The 15219-nt window shown below is 70.0% G+C and carries 16 protein-coding genes; 13 read left to right on the forward strand and 3 right to left on the reverse strand.

Going from position 1 to position 15219, the window contains the following annotated elements; translation table 11 throughout:
• Nucleotides 1-13: 13 nt before the first annotated feature.
• Nucleotides 14-1780, forward strand: coding sequence for a cytochrome c biogenesis protein DipZ (locus AC07OH_RS00495; RefSeq protein ID WP_495299210.1), 1767 nt, complete (start codon nucleotides 14-16; stop codon nucleotides 1778-1780).
• A 12-nt stretch (nucleotides 1781-1792) separates the two neighbouring features.
• Here the strand turns inward: AC07OH_RS00495 and AC07OH_RS00500 are convergent, their stop codons facing one another.
• The 3 genes from AC07OH_RS00500 to AC07OH_RS00510 are packed head-to-tail and all read right to left on the reverse strand — an operon-like array spanning nucleotide 1793 to nucleotide 2473.
• On the reverse strand, nucleotides 1793-2044 hold the full coding sequence (locus AC07OH_RS00500) for a general secretion pathway protein GspL (RefSeq protein WP_095744491.1): 252 nt from the start codon (nucleotides 2042-2044) through the stop codon (nucleotides 1793-1795).
• 12 nt (nucleotides 2045-2056) lie between these two features.
• Entirely contained in the window at nucleotides 2057-2302 is a 246-nt protein-coding gene (locus AC07OH_RS00505; RefSeq protein WP_062479607.1) for a hypothetical protein, read from the reverse strand.
• 9 nt (nucleotides 2303-2311) lie between these two features.
• Nucleotides 2312-2473, reverse strand: coding sequence for a hypothetical protein (locus AC07OH_RS00510; protein ID WP_390345397.1), 162 nt, complete (start codon nucleotides 2471-2473; stop codon nucleotides 2312-2314).
• A 204-nt stretch (nucleotides 2474-2677) separates the two neighbouring features.
• Here AC07OH_RS00510 and AC07OH_RS00515 point away from each other — a divergent pair, with 204 nt between their 5' ends.
• The 12 genes from AC07OH_RS00515 (at nucleotide 2678) to AC07OH_RS00570 (ending at nucleotide 15216) form a co-directional block, all read left to right on the forward strand.
• Nucleotides 2678-3628, forward strand: a complete 951-nt coding sequence (locus AC07OH_RS00515) for a LysR family transcriptional regulator (RefSeq protein ID WP_495299211.1) — start codon at nucleotides 2678-2680, stop codon at nucleotides 3626-3628.
• A gap of 157 nt (nucleotides 3629-3785) precedes the next feature.
• A complete protein-coding gene (locus AC07OH_RS00520; RefSeq protein WP_369644127.1) occupies nucleotides 3786-4295 on the forward strand; it encodes a cupin domain-containing protein in 510 nt (169 codons plus the stop codon).
• 22 nt (nucleotides 4296-4317) lie between these two features.
• On the forward strand, nucleotides 4318-5325 hold the full coding sequence (locus AC07OH_RS00525; RefSeq protein ID WP_495299212.1) for a hydroxyquinol 1,2-dioxygenase: 1008 nt from the start codon (nucleotides 4318-4320) through the stop codon (nucleotides 5323-5325).
• Between the two features lie 95 nt (nucleotides 5326-5420).
• Entirely contained in the window at nucleotides 5421-6884 is a 1464-nt protein-coding gene (locus tag AC07OH_RS00530; protein ID WP_492738555.1) for an aldehyde dehydrogenase family protein, read from the forward strand.
• A 38-nt stretch (nucleotides 6885-6922) separates the two neighbouring features.
• On the forward strand, nucleotides 6923-7897 hold the full coding sequence (locus AC07OH_RS00535) for a tripartite tricarboxylate transporter substrate binding protein (protein ID WP_495299213.1): 975 nt from the start codon (nucleotides 6923-6925) through the stop codon (nucleotides 7895-7897).
• Nucleotides 7898-7918: 21 nt separating this feature from the next.
• Nucleotides 7919-8986 carry a maleylacetate reductase gene (locus AC07OH_RS00540; protein WP_495299214.1) on the forward strand — a complete coding sequence of 356 codons (1068 nt, stop codon included), beginning with the start codon at nucleotides 7919-7921 and terminating at the stop codon, nucleotides 8984-8986.
• 49 nt (nucleotides 8987-9035) lie between these two features.
• The gene (locus AC07OH_RS00545) at nucleotides 9036-10289 is read left to right on the forward strand and encodes an ABC transporter substrate-binding protein (RefSeq protein WP_495299215.1); all 1254 of its coding nucleotides are present in this window, start codon (nucleotides 9036-9038) and stop codon (nucleotides 10287-10289) included.
• A gap of 12 nt (nucleotides 10290-10301) precedes the next feature.
• Nucleotides 10302-11021 (forward strand): ABC transporter ATP-binding protein, encoded by a 720-nt coding sequence (locus AC07OH_RS00550; RefSeq protein WP_062479592.1) that lies wholly within the window; start codon nucleotides 10302-10304, stop codon nucleotides 11019-11021.
• Nucleotides 11018-11734, forward strand: coding sequence for an ABC transporter ATP-binding protein (locus tag AC07OH_RS00555; protein WP_495299216.1), 717 nt, complete (start codon nucleotides 11018-11020; stop codon nucleotides 11732-11734). The genes AC07OH_RS00550 and AC07OH_RS00555 overlap by 4 nt, the downstream gene beginning before the upstream one ends.
• Nucleotides 11727-12587, forward strand: a complete 861-nt coding sequence (locus AC07OH_RS00560) for a branched-chain amino acid ABC transporter permease (RefSeq protein WP_095949975.1) — start codon at nucleotides 11727-11729, stop codon at nucleotides 12585-12587. Before AC07OH_RS00555 ends, AC07OH_RS00560 begins: the two co-directional genes overlap by 8 nt.
• A gap of 9 nt (nucleotides 12588-12596) precedes the next feature.
• Nucleotides 12597-14192, forward strand: coding sequence for a sulfatase-like hydrolase/transferase (locus AC07OH_RS00565; protein ID WP_495299217.1), 1596 nt, complete (start codon nucleotides 12597-12599; stop codon nucleotides 14190-14192).
• 49 nt (nucleotides 14193-14241) lie between these two features.
• Complete coding sequence (locus tag AC07OH_RS00570) at nucleotides 14242-15216, forward strand: Bug family tripartite tricarboxylate transporter substrate binding protein (RefSeq protein ID WP_495299218.1); 975 nt, start codon at nucleotides 14242-14244, stop codon at nucleotides 15214-15216.
• Nucleotides 15217-15219: the final 3 nt, after the last annotated feature.

Below are 15219 nucleotides of genomic sequence, written 5' to 3' on the forward strand. Positions count from 1 at the left end.
CTTTCACATCCCCATGCTCATCCTCTTCATCGCCTACCTGGGCGGGGTGCTCACGATCCTGAGCCCCTGCATCCTGCCGGTGCTGCCCTTCGTGTTCGCGCGCGCCGACCGGCCCTTCCGCTCGCACGGCCTGCCGATGCTCGTGGGCATGGCGCTGGCCTTCGCCGTGGTCGCCACACTCGCGGCGGTGGGCGGCGGCTGGATCGTCACGCTCAACGAATACGGGCGCTACGCGGCCATGGCCTTGCTCGCGCTGTTCGGCGCGACGCTGCTGTTCCCGCGCGTGGCCGAGCGCCTGAGCCGGCCGCTGGTGGCGCTGGGCCTGCGCATGTCCGATGCGTCACAGGCTTCGGTGTTTTCTCCGCTGTGGCTGGGCGTGGGCACGGGCCTGCTCTGGGCGCCGTGCGCGGGGCCGATCCTTGGGCTGATCCTGACGGGCGCGGCGCTCAACGGCGCCAGCGTCGGCACCTCGCTGCTGCTGCTCGCCTATGCGGCCGGCGCGTGCACGTCGCTTGCGGTGGCGCTGCTGTCCGGCGGCCGGCTGCTTTCGATGCTGAAGCGCACGCTGCCGACCGGCGACGGGGTGCGGCGCATCGCCGGTGCCGCGGTGCTGGCCGGCGTGGGCGCCATCGCGCTGGGGCTGGACACCGGCTGGCTCGCGCGCCTGTCGCTGGGCACCACGTCGGCGCTGGAGCAGGCGCTGGTGGACACGCTGCGCAAAGACGCGCCGCAGGCACAGCGCGCGGACGCCGGCTTCGTGCGCGTCGCGGACACCCGCCCGGCGCCGGTGCCCGCGCGCGATCTCCGCATCGAAGGCCGCCTGCCTTCGCTGGCCGGCGCGACCGAGTGGATCAACTCGGCGCCGCTCACGCCCGAGGCCTTGCGCGGCAAGGTCGTGCTGGTCGACTTCTGGACCTACTCGTGCATCAACTGCCTGCGCACGCTGCCCTATGTGCGCGCCTGGGCCGACAAGTACAGGGACGCGGGCCTGGTCGTCCTGGGCGTGCATGCGCCGGAGTTCGCGTTCGAGAAGAACCCGGCCAACGTGCGCAAGGCCGTGAAAGACCTGGGCATCGGGTTCCCGGTGGCGCTGGACAACGACTTTTCGATCTGGCGCGGCTTCGACAACCAGGCCTGGCCGGCGTTCTATTTCGTCGACGCGCAGGGGCGCATCCGTCATCACCAGTTCGGCGAGAACCGCTACGACAAGGCCGAGCAGGTGATCCAGCAGCTGCTGGCCGAGGCCGGGCAGGCGAACAGCATGAATGCCGGGCTGGTGGCGCCGCAGGGGCAGGGCACCCAGGCCGCACCCGGCGCCGAGCCGGCGCAGTCCGGCGAAACCTACCTGGGCCATGCGCGGGCGCACGGTTTCGCGTCGCCCGGCGGCATCGCGCGCGACCGTGCGAAGGCCTACGAGCCCGTGGTTTCCTCATTGCGCACCAACCAGTGGTCGCTGGGCGGCGACTGGACAGTGGAGGGCGAGCGGGCCGTGCTGAACCAGGCCCACGGCCGCATCGCCTACCGCTTCAAGGCGCGCGACCTGCACCTCGTGCTGGGGCCGATGGCCGACGGCAAGCCGGTGAGTTTCACGGTGCGGGTCGACGGCCAGCCGCCGCTGGCGGACCACGGCGCCGACACCGATGCCCAGGGCCACGGCGTGGTCGATGCGCAGAAGCTGTACCAGCTGGTGCGGCAGTCGGCGGGCGGCGGCAAGGAGCGGCTGTTCGAGATCGAGTTTCTCGACCCCGGCGCGCAGGCCTACGGGTTCACTTTCGGTTGAGCGGCGCCCCGGTCAGGGCGTCAGGCCCGCCGCGTTGACGGCCCGGCAGGTGTCGACCTCCTGGCGCGTGGGCAGCACGAAGCAGCGGGCGTCGGCCTCGCGCGCGACGGCTTCGCGCAACTGGCGTTCCTGCGCGGTTTCCACCTGCAGCTCGACCAGCCACTTCATGAGCAGCGCCATCACGATCAGCAGCACCACGGAGGCCGCAAGCAGGGTCGTGCGCCAGCTGTGGACGCGGAAGACGGAAGCGTTGGAAGTACTCATCGCGTGCGGCCCTCAGCTCGACAGCTGCGGAAAGATCCAGATGCTCATGCCGAGCACCACGCCCGCGCCCAGCGACATGGCCGCAGCGGTCGCGAACAGGCAGGCCACGAGCAGGCTCGGCACGACCACCGACATGCTCAGGAAGGCGATGGCGACGAGCACATAGGCCAGCACGGGCAGCAGGGCGATGTAGGCCGGCCGCGCGGTGCCGGTCGGCAGTTCGTCGGGCGTCATGTCACGCAGGAACGGGTTCAGCATGGCGGGCGATCAGCAGTTGCCCTTCTTGGCCTGGCCCGGCGGGCAGAAGTTGCCGCCCTTGTGGGCCGGCGCGGGCTCTGCGCGCGGCGGCGGCGCGTGGTGGTGCGCGCACGCGCTCATGAGAACGGATGCCGCCAGCGCGAGCATCACGGTGATCGTGGATTTGGTCATGGGAACTCCCTGCTTCGATTTCTTGTGCACCCGGGGTGCTTCGGAGCAGGACAATAGTTGCCGTATTAACAATCTCACAGGGAAATGCTCACATTTGTGGGCGAATTGAGAAGGGTGCGGTCAATCTCCGAGCGGGATTGCGCAGTACTTCACACCCGTGCGGCCGACCGGCCGCCGCCGCGCAACCGCTACATTGCATGCCCCATGGACCGCCTCGAGAACATAGAGACCTTCGTGCGGGTCGCACAGACCCAGAGCTTTGCCGAGGCCGCGCGCCAGCTGCGGGTGTCGAAATCGGTGGTGACCAGCCGCGTGAAGCAGCTCGAGGACCACGTCGGCGCGCCGCTGTTCCACCGCAGCACGCGCGTGGTCCGGCTCAGCGACGTGGGGCAGGCCTTCCTGCGCGACTGCGTCGAGCTGGTCGGGCGGGCCAACAACATCATGGACCAGATGCGCGACGCCAAGGACGGGCCCACCGGCACGCTGCGCGTGCATGCGCTCACGGGCTTCGTGCTGGGGCATTTCGCCACGCTGCTGCGCGCCTTCCAGGTGAGCTTTCCGGACATCCACCTGGAACTCATCGTGAGCGACGCGGTGGTCGACCCGGTGAAGGCGGGCGTCGATTGCGCGCTGCAGATCTTTCCGGCGGCGTCGACCGAGCTGGTGTCGCGCCCGCTGTTCCCGGTGCGCCGCGTGTTCTGTGCCACGCCCGAGTACCTGCGCGCGCACGGCCGGCCCGCGAGCCCGCGCGAGCTGCACAAGCACACGCTCGGCCTGTACTCGGGCTACCCCACGCGCGACCGCTGGACCTTCCATCACGCCGGTGAACAGGTCACGCTGTACATGAGCGCGGCGCTGCTCACCAACAGCGTCCACCTGCTGCGCGAGTACGCCATGGAGCACGCCGGCATCGTCTGCCTGCCGACGCTGGTGGCCGGCGAGGCGATCCTGCGCGGCGACCTGGAGGTGGTGCTGCCGGCGCACCAGCTGTCGTCGTTCTCGCTCAGCGCGGTGTATGCGGGCACCTCGCGCAATGCCTTCAAGCTGCGCCTGTTCATCGAGCACCTGACCCAGGCGTTCTCGAAGGTGCCGCCGTGGGACGCCGTCATGATCGAGCGCGGCCTGCTGCCGCCGGGGCTGATCTGGGACGCCTGACGCGAGCGCCGTCCGTTCCGGGGTAAACCCTGTGCATTGAACGGATTTGCCGAACAATGCGGCCCGCGTTTCGGGCCTACCGCTCACGCCCCCCGTTTCCTACAGTGCACACATCGCAGCCACCACGCTGCATCGTCCGGCACCTCAGGAGACACCCATGACCGTCGCATACCAGACCCGCTTCGGGTCCCTCAAGCACTTCGAGAAAGGCCACGTCGAGCCCATCGACGACGACGTGCGCCACTACGCGTTCTCCAACTGCTTCGAGATCGCCAGCATCAGCCAGCCCTACGAGAAGGTCGTGTTCGGCCAGAACCAGATCTACGTGCTGGAAACGCTGCGCGCCGAAGGCACCTCGCCCTGGTTCACCTGCGCCCACGACGAGTTCGCGCTGGTGATGGACGGCGAAATCGAAGTGCACCTCGTGCAGCTCGATGCGGCCCAGGCCGTGGCCGACACCGAGAAGAACGGCGCCGTGCGGGTGAAGGGCGAACCCCAGGGCAAGAAGATGGGCTGGATGAAGCTCTCGCGTGGCCACCAGGGCCTGCTGCCCAAGAACACGGCCTACCAGTTCCGTGTGGCCGGCGACCCCGGCGTGATCGTGCTGCAGACCTGCAAGGGCGATCTGTCTGTCGAGAAATGGGCCGACATCTGCCAGACGCACTGAACCCGCATCCAGGAGCCACACCATGAACGCACCCGCAGAACTCGCCAAGGTCATCGCATCGCAGCCCGATGCCACGCTCGGCTACAAGGATTTTTCGCTCGGCAGCTTCGGCTTTCGCCGGGACGAGTACTTTGCCCACATCACCTGGAAGACCCGTGACGGGCGTCCCATGAGCCACACCATGGACGCCGGCAGCTACCTGCGTGCGCTGATGCGCGACGTGGCCTGGGGCTTCTTCTACGGCTGGGTCAACTTCGACAACGTGTTCGGCACCATCAACCACTACGAATCGGTCGACCTGTATGCCGGCAGCTTCAACGGCACCATGAAGGACGCGGGCATCGACCTGCTCGAGAACTTCCCCACCGCGCAGATCCGCGCCACCTTCGAGGCCATGCTCGACGACTGGACCAACGAGGCCTTCGACCCCTTCGCCGCGCCGCAGGAAACCGGCTCGCCCTACGGCCGCAAGAGCGGCAACAACACGGCCAAGATCACCCGGGCGCGCGAGCTGGCCAAGCGCTGCGTGGGCCTGAAGGGCGACCTCGACCTGCGCAGCGACGCGCGCGGCGCGCCCGTCAACCGCGCCTTCGCCGACGTGCCGCAGGGCCAGCCCGAGCTGCACCCCGAGCCCGGCTTCGAGAACGAGGTGCACGCCTTCAACCTCTTCGGCTTTTTGAGCCGCTCGCAGGTCACGTGGAACCCGAGCTTCACCTCGGTGGTGAAGCACAGCTACATGTGCCCGACGACCGAGGAGCACATCCTGCCGATCATCCACGGCAACGACCGCGTCGAGTGGTTCTTCCAGATGACCGACGAGATCCACTGGGACTGCGGCGACAAGAACACCGGCAAGCCCATGGCCCGCGTGATCATGAAGGCCGGCGACATGGCCGCCATGCCCGCCTACTGCCGCCACCAGGGCTTCAGCCCCAAGCGCTCGATGCTGCTGGTGTGGGAGAACGGCTCGCCCAGCCTGGTCTACGAGATCCAGAAGGGCGAGTCGCCCGAGATTCCGGTCGAGTTCTGAGCGGCCGGCGCGCCGCCGCTTCCTTCTTCCCGCCACCCATCCATCCAGCCCTCCCCGCGCGGGGAGGGCGAGGAGAACCCATGCCTGCTCCTTCCATTCGCCATCAGCTTTTCATCGACGGCCGTTTCGTCGACGCCGAATCCGGCGAGACGCTCGCCACGCTCAACCCGCACGACAACACGCCCATCGCCCAGGTCGCGCTGGCCGGCAAGGCCGACGTCGACAAGGCCGTGGCCGCCGCGAAGCGCGCGTTCCCGAAATGGAGCCGCATGGCCGCCGCCGACCGCGGGCGCATCCTGCTGAAGCTGGCCGACCTCATCGAGGCCAACGGCGAAGAACTCGCGCGGCTCGAATCGCTGGACACCGGCCACCCGATCCGCGACTCGCGCCGCCTCGACGTGCCGCGCACCGCCGCGTGCTTTCGCTACTTCGGCGGCATGGCCGACAAGTTCCAGGGCGAGACCATTCCGGTGGAAGAGGGCTTTCTCAACTACACGCTGCGCGAGCCCGTGGGCATCGTCGGGCAGGTGGTGCCGTGGAACTTCCCGCTCATGTTCACGAGCTGGAAGATGGCGCCCGCGCTCGCGGCCGGCAACTGCATCGTGATGAAGCCGGCCGAGATCACGCCGCTCACCTCGCTGCGCATCGCCGAGCTGATGGCCGAGGCGGGCGTGCCGCCCGGCGTGGTCAACATGCTGCCGGGCCTGGGCAGCGTGGCGGGCCAGTACATCGCCGAGCATCCCGAGATCGCCAAGATCGCCTTCACCGGCAGCACCGCCACCGGCCGGCGCATCGTGCAGGCCAGCGCGGGCAACCTGAAGAAGGTGCAGCTCGAGCTGGGCGGCAAGGGCCCCAACATCGTGTTCGAGGACGCCAACCTGCAAGCCGCCGTGAACGGCAGCGCCTGGGCCATCTTCCACAACCAGGGCCAGGCCTGCATCGCGGGCTCGCGGCTGATGCTGCACGAGAAGATCGCCGACGCCTTCCTCGAGCAGTTCATTCCGCTGGCCCAATCCATCCGCCTGGGCAATCCGCTCGACGAGGCCACCGAGATGGGCCCGCTCACCAGCGCCCAGCACCGCGACCGCGTGCTGAGCTATGTCGAGGTCGCGCAGGCGCAGGGCGGCGAGGTGCTGGCGGGCGGCGGCGCGCCCGGCGGCGACCTGGCGCAGGGCTGCTATGTGCAGCCGACCGTGGTGCGCGCCCGCTCGTACCAGGACCGCGTGGCGCAGGAAGAGGTGTTCGGCCCCTTCGTCACCGTGCTCACCTTCAAGACCGACGAAGAGGCGATGCAGATCGCCAACGGCACCGACTACGGCCTGGGCAGCGGCCTGTGGACCCGCGACCTGCAGCGCGCCCACAAGGTGGCGCGCGACCTGCACGCCGGCATGGTCTGGATCAACAGCTACAAGCGCGTGAACCCCGGCTCGCCCTTCGGCGGCGTGGGCCAGAGCGGCTACGGCCGCGAGATGGGCTTCGACGCGATGCGCGAGTACACGCAGGTGAAAAGCGTGTGGGTCAACGTCGACGCGCAGATTCCGCCGCACTTTGTGCGCTGACGTTTTCCTTTTTCTTCCCAACCCGACGGACGCACACGATGTCTTTCTCGATCCTCTCCCGGGCCCTGGTCGCCTGCACGTTGATGTGGGGCATGGCCGCGCAGGCCCAGGCGCCGGCCTGGCCGACCAAGCCGGTGCGGCTGGTCGTCGGCTTTCCGCCGGGCGGCATCGTCGACACCGTCGCGCGCCAGTTGCAGCCGCGCCTGCAGGCCGCGCTCGGCCAGACCGTGATCGTGGACAACCGCAGCGGCGCCGGCGGCACGCTGGCGGGGGCCGAGGTGGCCCGCGCGGCGCCTGACGGCCACACGCTGCTGATGGTGTTCGACAGCTACGCGACCTACCCGCTGGTCTATCCGAAGCTGAGCTTCGACATCGCCAAAGACCTGCAGCCCGTGACGCAGGTGGCGAGCAACCCGCTGGTGCTGGTGGTCAACCCGAAGGTCGAGGCGAAGGACTTCGTGCGCTTCGTCGGCCTGCTCAAGGCGCAGCCGGGGCGCCTGAACTACGCCAGCGTCGGGCCGGGCTCGAGCAACCACCTCACGGCCGAGTACTTCAAGGCCGTGAGCGGCACCTTCGTCACGCACATCCCTTACCGCGGCGGGGGTCCGGCCCAGCAGGACCTGCTGGGCGGGCAGGTCGAGATGATGTTCCTCTCGGCCGTGCTGGCCCAGCCGCACGTCAACGCGGGCCGGCTGCGCGCCCTGGCCCAGACCGGCGCGCAGCGCGTGGCCGCCTATGCCGACGTGCCCACCGTGGCCGAGAGCGGCTACCCCGGCTTCGAGGTGAACTCGTGGGTCGGCCTGCTGGCCCCGGCCGGCACGCCGCGCGCCGTGGTCGACCGGCTGCAGGCCGAGGTGCGAAAGATCGTGACCGAGCCCGCGTTCCAGCAGCGGCTGCGCGAACAGGGCCTGACGGGCATCGCCAACACGCCCGAGCAGTTCGCCGCCGTGCTGCGCACCGAGCAGGACAAGTGGACCCGGCTGGTGCGCGAGCGCCGCCTGAGCCTCGAATAGCCCAAAAGAAAGGAGCGCGCCATGCACGACTTCATCCACACCACCCATCCGCAGCGCGTGGTGTTCGGCGCCGGTTCGCTGCGCCACCTGGCGCGCGAGATCGATGCGTTGGGCGCGAAAAAGGCGTTGGTGCTGTGCACGCCCGAGCAGCGCCCGCAGGCCGAGCGCGTGGCGGCCTCGCTCGGCGCGCAGGCGGCCGGCCTGTTCGACCGCGCCGTGATGCACGTGCCCGTGGAAACGGCGCGCGAGGCGCGCGACCTGGCGCGCCGGCTCGGCGCCGACTGCGCCGTGGCGCTGGGCGGCGGCTCCACCACGGGGCTGGGCAAGGCCATCGCGCTGGAGTCGGGGTTGCCGATCGTCGCCATTCCCACCACCTACGCGGGCAGCGAGATGACGCCGATCTACGGCCTCACCGAGAACGGCCTGAAGAAGACCGGCAAGGACCCGCGCGTGCTGCCGCGCACCGTGATCTACGACCCCGAGCTGTCGCGCACGCTGCCCGTGGGCCTGAGCGTGACCAGCGGCATCAACGCCATCGCGCACGCGGCCGAAGGCCTGTACGCGCAGGACAGCAACCCGGTGATGGACCTGATGGCCGAAGAAGGCATCGCGGCACTCGCACGCGCGCTGCCCGCCATCCGCGTGCAGCCCGACGACCTGGCCGCACGTTCCGACGCGCTGTACGGCGCCTGGCTGTGCGGCGGCGTGCTCGGCGCCGTGGGCATGGCTCTGCACCACAAGCTGTGCCACACGCTGGGCGGCAGCTTCAACCTGCCGCACGCCGAAGTGCACACGGTGGTGCTGCCGCATGCGCTCGCCTTCAACGCGCAGGCCGCGCCGCGTGCCATGGCGCGCATCGCGCGCGCGCTCGGCGGCGTGTCGGCGCCGGCGGCGGTCTATGCGCTGGCGCGCGACAACGGCGCGCCGGTGGCGCTGAAGGACATCGGCATGCGCGCCGCCGACCTCGACCGCGCGGCCGACATCGCCGTTGCCAACCCGTACTGGAACCCGCGGCCCTTCGGCCCGGCCGAGCGCGACGCGATCCGCGCGCTGCTGCAACGCGCCTTCGACGGCGAGCCGCCGGGCTAGCCCACGGCGCAGGCATCGAAGACACACACGAACAACGAAGGAGACAGCCATGACATTCAACCGCAGACAGTTCACGCAGGCCGCCGCCGCGCTCGCCGCCACGGGCGCCGCGCCGCGGGTGTTCGCCGCCGACACGCTCAAGATCGGCTACGTGTCGCCGCAGACCGGGCCGCTCGCGCCCTTCGGCGAGGCCGACAAGTGGGTGATCGAGCAGATGAAGGCCGCCTTCAAGGACGGCATCAGCGTGGGCGGCAAGAAGTACGCCGTGCAGATCGTGCTCAAGGACAGCCAGTCGAACCCCAACCGCGCGGGCGAGGTGGCCAACGACCTGATCCTGAAGGACAAGGTCGCGCTGGTGCTCACGGCCGGCACGCCCGAGACCGCCAACCCGGTGAGCGATGCCTGCGAACTCAACGAGGTGCCGTGCATCTCCAGCGTGGTGCCGTGGCAGCCCTGGTTCTTCGGCCGCAAGGGCGATCCGGCCAAGGGCTTCAACTGGACCTACCACCTGTTCTGGGGCCTCGAAGACGTCATCGCCACCTTCACCAACGGCTGGAAGACCGTGGCCACCAACAAGAAGGTCGGCGGCCTGTTCCCCAACGACGGCGACGGCAATGCCTGGGGCGACAAGGAGCTGGGCTTTCCCAAGCCGCTCGCACAGATGGGCTTCACGCTCACCGACCCCGGCCGCTTCCAGAACGGCACGCAGGACTTCAGCGCGCAGATCGCGGCCTTCAAGCGCGACAACGTCGAGATCGTCACCGGCGTGGTGATCCCGCCCGACGCCAAGACCTTCCTCACGCAGGCGCGCCAGCAGGGCTTCAAGCCGAAGGTCATCACGCTCGGCAAGGCGCTGCTGTTCCCGGGCGCCATCGAGGCGCTGGGCGAGTTGGGCGAGGGCCTGTCGACCGAGGTGTGGTGGAGCCCGTCGCACCCCTTCAGCTCCAGCCTCACGCAGCAAAGCGCCAAGGCGCTGGCCGAGGCCTACGAGGCCGGCACGAAGAAGCAGTGGACGCAGCCCATCGGCTTTGCGCATGCGCTGTTCGAGGTGGCGGCGAACGCGCTGTCGCGATCGAAGTCGCTCAAGGCCGGCGACGTGCGCGACGCCGTGGCCGCGACCTCGATCAACTCCGTGGTCGGCCCCGTGAAGTGGGGCGGGCAGGGCCCGTTCAAGAACGTCAGCAAGACGCCGCTGGTGCTCGGCCAGTGGGGCAAGGGCAAGCAGCGCAAGGTGGAGCTGACGCTGGTGAACAACGAGGCCGCGAAGGCCATTCCCACCGGCGGCGCGCTGCGCCTGCTCTGAGTGACGGCTGCCATGACGCTGCTGGCCTTGCACGGCGTGAGCAAGTCCTACGGGGCGCTCAAGGTCACCGACGGCATCACGCTGGCGGTGGCCGAGGGCGAGACGCTGGGCATCCTCGGGCCCAACGGCGCGGGCAAGACCACGCTGTTCAACCTGATCTCGGGCGACGCGCGCGTCGATGCCGGCCGCGTGGAGTACGCGGGCCGCGACGTGACGCGGCTGCGCCCGCACCAGCGCTGCCGCGCCGGCATCGGCCGCAGCTACCAGGTGCCGCAGCCCTTCGGCCACATGAGCGTGTTCGAGAACCTCGTCACCGCCGCCTGCTTCGGCGGCCAGCAGGCCGAGCGCGAAGCCTGGGAGACGGCGCACGAGGTGCTGGCCCAGACCGGCCTGGCGCCGCACGCCAACAAGCCGGCCGGCGGGCTCACGCTGCTCGACCGCAAGCGGCTGGAGCTGGCGCGCGCGCTGGCGACCAAGCCGCGCCTGCTGCTGCTCGACGAGATCGCGGGCGGGCTCACCGAGCCCGAGGCGGCGGTGCTGGTGGCGGAACTGAAACGCATCAAGGCGCGCGGCGTGACCATGATCTGGATCGAGCACGTCGTGCATGCGCTGCTGTCGCTGGCCGACCGGCTGTTCGTCATCAACTTCGGGCAGCAACTCGCGGAAGGCGCGCCGCGCGCGGTGATGAACGACCCCGAGGTGCGGCGCGTGTACATGGGGATCGAGGCATGAACGCGCTGCTCGACACCCACGGCCTGCAGGCCTTCTACGGCGATGCGCAGGCGCTGTTCGGCATCGACTTCACGCTGTCGGCGGGCGAGCTGGTGGCGATCATCGGCGCCAACGGCGCGGGCAAGTCGACCTTTCTGAAAAGCCTCACGGGGCTGCTGCGTGCACCCTCCGAAGCGATCCGCTTCAAGGGCGAGCCCATCGGCGGCCTGCCGCCCGGCGAGATCGTGCGGCGCGGCCTGGCGATGGTGCCCGAAGGCCGGCGCCTGTTCCCGAGCCTGAGTGTGGAAGAGAACCTGTTGATGGGCGCCACGCCGCGCCGCGCGGGGCCGTGGAACCTGCAGCGCCTGTACGGCCTGTTCCCCATCCTGGCCGAGAAGCGGCGCCAGCCCGCCACTTCGCTGTCGGGCGGGCAGCAGCAGATGGTGGCGCTGGGCCGCGCGCTCATGAGCAACCCCGAGCTGCTGCTGTGCGACGAGCTCTCGCTCGGCCTGGCACCGGTCGTCATCCGCGAGATCTACGCGGCCATGCCGGCCATCACGGGGGAGGGCATGACGGTCGTGATCGTGGAGCAGGACGTGCGCATGGCGCGGCAGGTGTCGCAGCGCGTGTACTGCTTCCAGGACGGGCGCGTGTCGCTCACGGGGCGCTCGGACGAACTCACGCCCGAGCAGATATCGCAGGCCTACTTCGGCATCGAGGAGCACCATGCTTGAAACCCTGCTCCAGGGCGTGCTGCTCGGCGGCCTCTACACGCTGTTCGCGCTCGGCCAGTCGCTGATGTTCGGCGTCATGCGGCTGACCAACACGGCGCAGGGCGACTTCATCATCCTGGGCGCCTTCGCGGTGATCGCCGGCGTCTCGATGACCGGCGCATCTGTGCCATGGGGGGTGGTGCTCGCGGTGCTGCCGCTGGCCTTCGGCTTCGGCTACCTGCTGCAGCGCCACGTGCTCAACGGCACGCTGGGCAAGGACCCGCTGCCTTCGCTGGTCGTGACCTTCGGCCTGTCGATCGTGATCCAGAACCTGCTGCTGGAGCTGTTCTCGGCCGACCCGCGCGCCATCGAGGTCGGCGCGCTGGCCACCGCGTCGGTGCCGCTGGGCGACACGCTGGCGCTGGGGGCGCTGCCGCTGGTGATCCTGGCGGTCGCGGTGGCGGCCACGGGCGCGATGCAGTGGATGTTCACGCGCACGCCGCTGGGACGCACCTTCCGCGCGGTGTCCGACGACCGCGAGATCGCCGAGCTGATGGGCCTCAAGGCCAAGCAGGTGTATGCGCTGGCCACGGGCATCGCCTTCGTGCTGATCGCCATCGCCGGCGCGCTGCAGGGCATGCGCACCACGGTGTCGCCGTCGGACGGACCGCTACTGCTGCTCTTCGCCTTCGAGGCCGTGATCATCGGCGGCATGGGCTCGTTCTGGGGCACGCTGGCTGGCGCCATGATCCTGGGCATCGCGCAGCAGATCGGCTTTCGCATCGATCCGGGCTGGGGCATCTGGTTCGGCCATCTCGTGTTCCTCGCGGTGCTGGTGCTGCGGCCGCAGGGACTGTTCCCCAAGACACGCTGACCTGCTGACATGACCGACAAGACCTCCCCCGCGCCGCTCAGGCACGTGCTGTTCATCATGTGCGACCAGCTGCGCGCCGACCACCTCTCGTGCTACGGCCACCCGCGGCTGCAGACCCCGCACATCGATGCGCTGGCCGCGCGCGGCGTGCGCTTCAGCCATGCCTATGCGCAGGGCGCGGTCTGCGGCGCCTCGCGCATGTCGACCTACACCGGGCGCTATGTCAGCAGCCACGGGACGATGTGGAACTTCGTGCCGCTGTCGGTGGGGCAGAAGACGCTGGGCGACCACCTGCGCCCGCACGGCGTGCGCTGCGCGCTGGTCGGCAAGACGCACGTCGAGGCCGACACCGAGGGCGCGCGCCGCCTGGGCATCGACCCGACGCAGGGCGCGGGCCGGCTCGCGATGGAAGGCGGCTTCGAGCCCTATGCGCGCGACGACGGCATCTGGCCGCCGGGCTTCAAGGTCACGGGCAATGCCTACTGCGACTGGCTGCGCGCGCAGGGCTACGAATCGGACAACCCCTGGCACGACTTCGCCAATTCGGGGCGCGGCCCCGACGGCGAGATCCTGAGCGGCTGGCAGATGCGCTGGGCCGACCGGCCCGCGCACATCGCCGGCGCGCACAGCGAGACGCCCTACACGACCGAGCGCGCGATCGACTTCATGCGCGAGGCCGGCGACGCGCCCTGGGTGCTGCACCTGTCGTACATCAAGCCGCACTGGCCCTACGTGGCGCCCGCGCCGTACCACGCGATGTACGGGCCCGACGACATGTTGCCGGTGGTGCGCAGCGAGGCCGAGCGCATCGACGCCCACCCGGTCGTCGAGGGCTTCCGGCGCGAGACCGTGAGCCGCAACTTCAGCCGCGACGAGGTGCGCAACATGGTGGTGCCGACCTACATGGGGCTCGTGAAGCAGGTCGACGACCAGCTCGGCCGGCTCTTCGCCTTCATGGCCGAACAGGGGCTGGACCGCGACACGCTGGTGGTCTTCACCAGCGACCACGGCGACTACCTGGGCGACCACTGGCTGGGCGAGAAGGAGCTGTTCCACGACCCGATCGTGAAGGTGCCGCTGATCGTGGTCGACCCGCGCGCCGAGGCCGATGCACGCCGCGGCACCGTGAGCGACGCGCTGGTCGAGTGCATCGACCTCGTGCCGACCATGCTCGACGCGCTGGGCCTGCCGCAGCCGGCCGAATGGCTCGAAGGACAGTCGCTGCGCCCGCTGCTGCACGGCCACGCCGGCGCGACCGGCAAGGACCTGGTGGTGTGCGAGAACAGCTTCGCCTTCCGCGACGAGGTGCGCCTGCCGCTGGCCCAGCCCGTCGAGCGCTGCCACATGACGATGCTGCGCACGCGCCGCTGGAAGTTCGTGCACTTCGAAGACCTGCCGCCGCAGCTGTTCGACATGCAGGCCGACCCCGACGAACTGGTCGACCTGGGCCGCGACCCGGCCTTTGCCGCGGTGCGCGAGCAGATGCTGGGCCTGCTGTTCGACTGGCTGCGCCAGCGGCGGCGCTTTCCCACGGTGGCGCCCGAGGACATCGCGCGCTGGAACGAACGCGAGCTGGCGGCCGGCATCCTCATCGGCGCCTGGTAGGCCACGCCGGCCGATCCGCGCACCCCATTTCAAAAAAAGGAGACATCCCATGAACGCTTTCCGCCGACCTCTCGCGGCCTGCATGGCGGCAGCCGCCGTGCTCGCCACCATCGCACCAGGCCACGCCGCCGACGCCTGGCCCAGCAAGCCCGTGCGGCTGGTGGTGGCCTTTCCGGCCGGTGCGCCGGGCGACATCGTCTCGCGGCTGATGCAGCCGGCCCTGCAGAAGGCGCTGGGCCAGCCCGTGGTGGTCGACAACAAGCCGGGCGCGGGCGGCAACATCGGCATGCAGGAGGTGGCGCGCGCCACCGACGGCCACACGGTGCTGGTCGGGCCCGACACCATGCTGACCATCAACCCGCACCTGTACCGCAAGCTCGCCATCCGCCCGATGGAAGACCTGGTGCCCGTGACCCAGCTGGCCGCGTTCAGCCAGGAGCTGGTGTGCTTTCCCGGCGCCGGCATCAAGACCTTGCCCGAGCTGCTGGCCGCGGCCAGGGCCAAGCCGATGAGTTACGCCTCGGGCGGCCCCGGCGTGCCCGGCCACATGGCCATGGAGATGCTGCTGGCCGACGCCGGCGTGCAGATGCAGCACGTGCCCTACCGCGGCCCGAGCCCGGCCATGCAGGACGTGATGGGCGGCATGGTGCCCTGCGGCTTCCTGGCCTCGCCGACGGTCGGCCCGATCATCCGCGACGGCAAGCTGGTGGCCATCGCCGTGTCCGGCAGCAAGCGCCTGGGCAGCCAGCCCACGGTGCCGACCGTGGCGCAGGCGGGCGTGAAGGGCTACGACGCCAGCTTCGCCGAGATGATGGCCATGCCGCGCGCCACGCCGCCGGCCGTGGTGGCGCGCCTGCAGGCCGAGGTGGCGAAGGCGCTGGCCGCGCCCGAGCTGCGCGAGCGGCTGGCCACCATGGACCTCGAGGTGGTGGCCAACACGCCCGAAGAAGCGGCGCGCCGCCTGCGCGCCGAACACCAGCGCTGGGGCCAGGTGGCCGCGCGCGTGCAGCTGCAGCTGGACTGAGCG

It is taken from the genome of Variovorax sp. GW821-FHT10C12, from assembly GCF_059415405.1.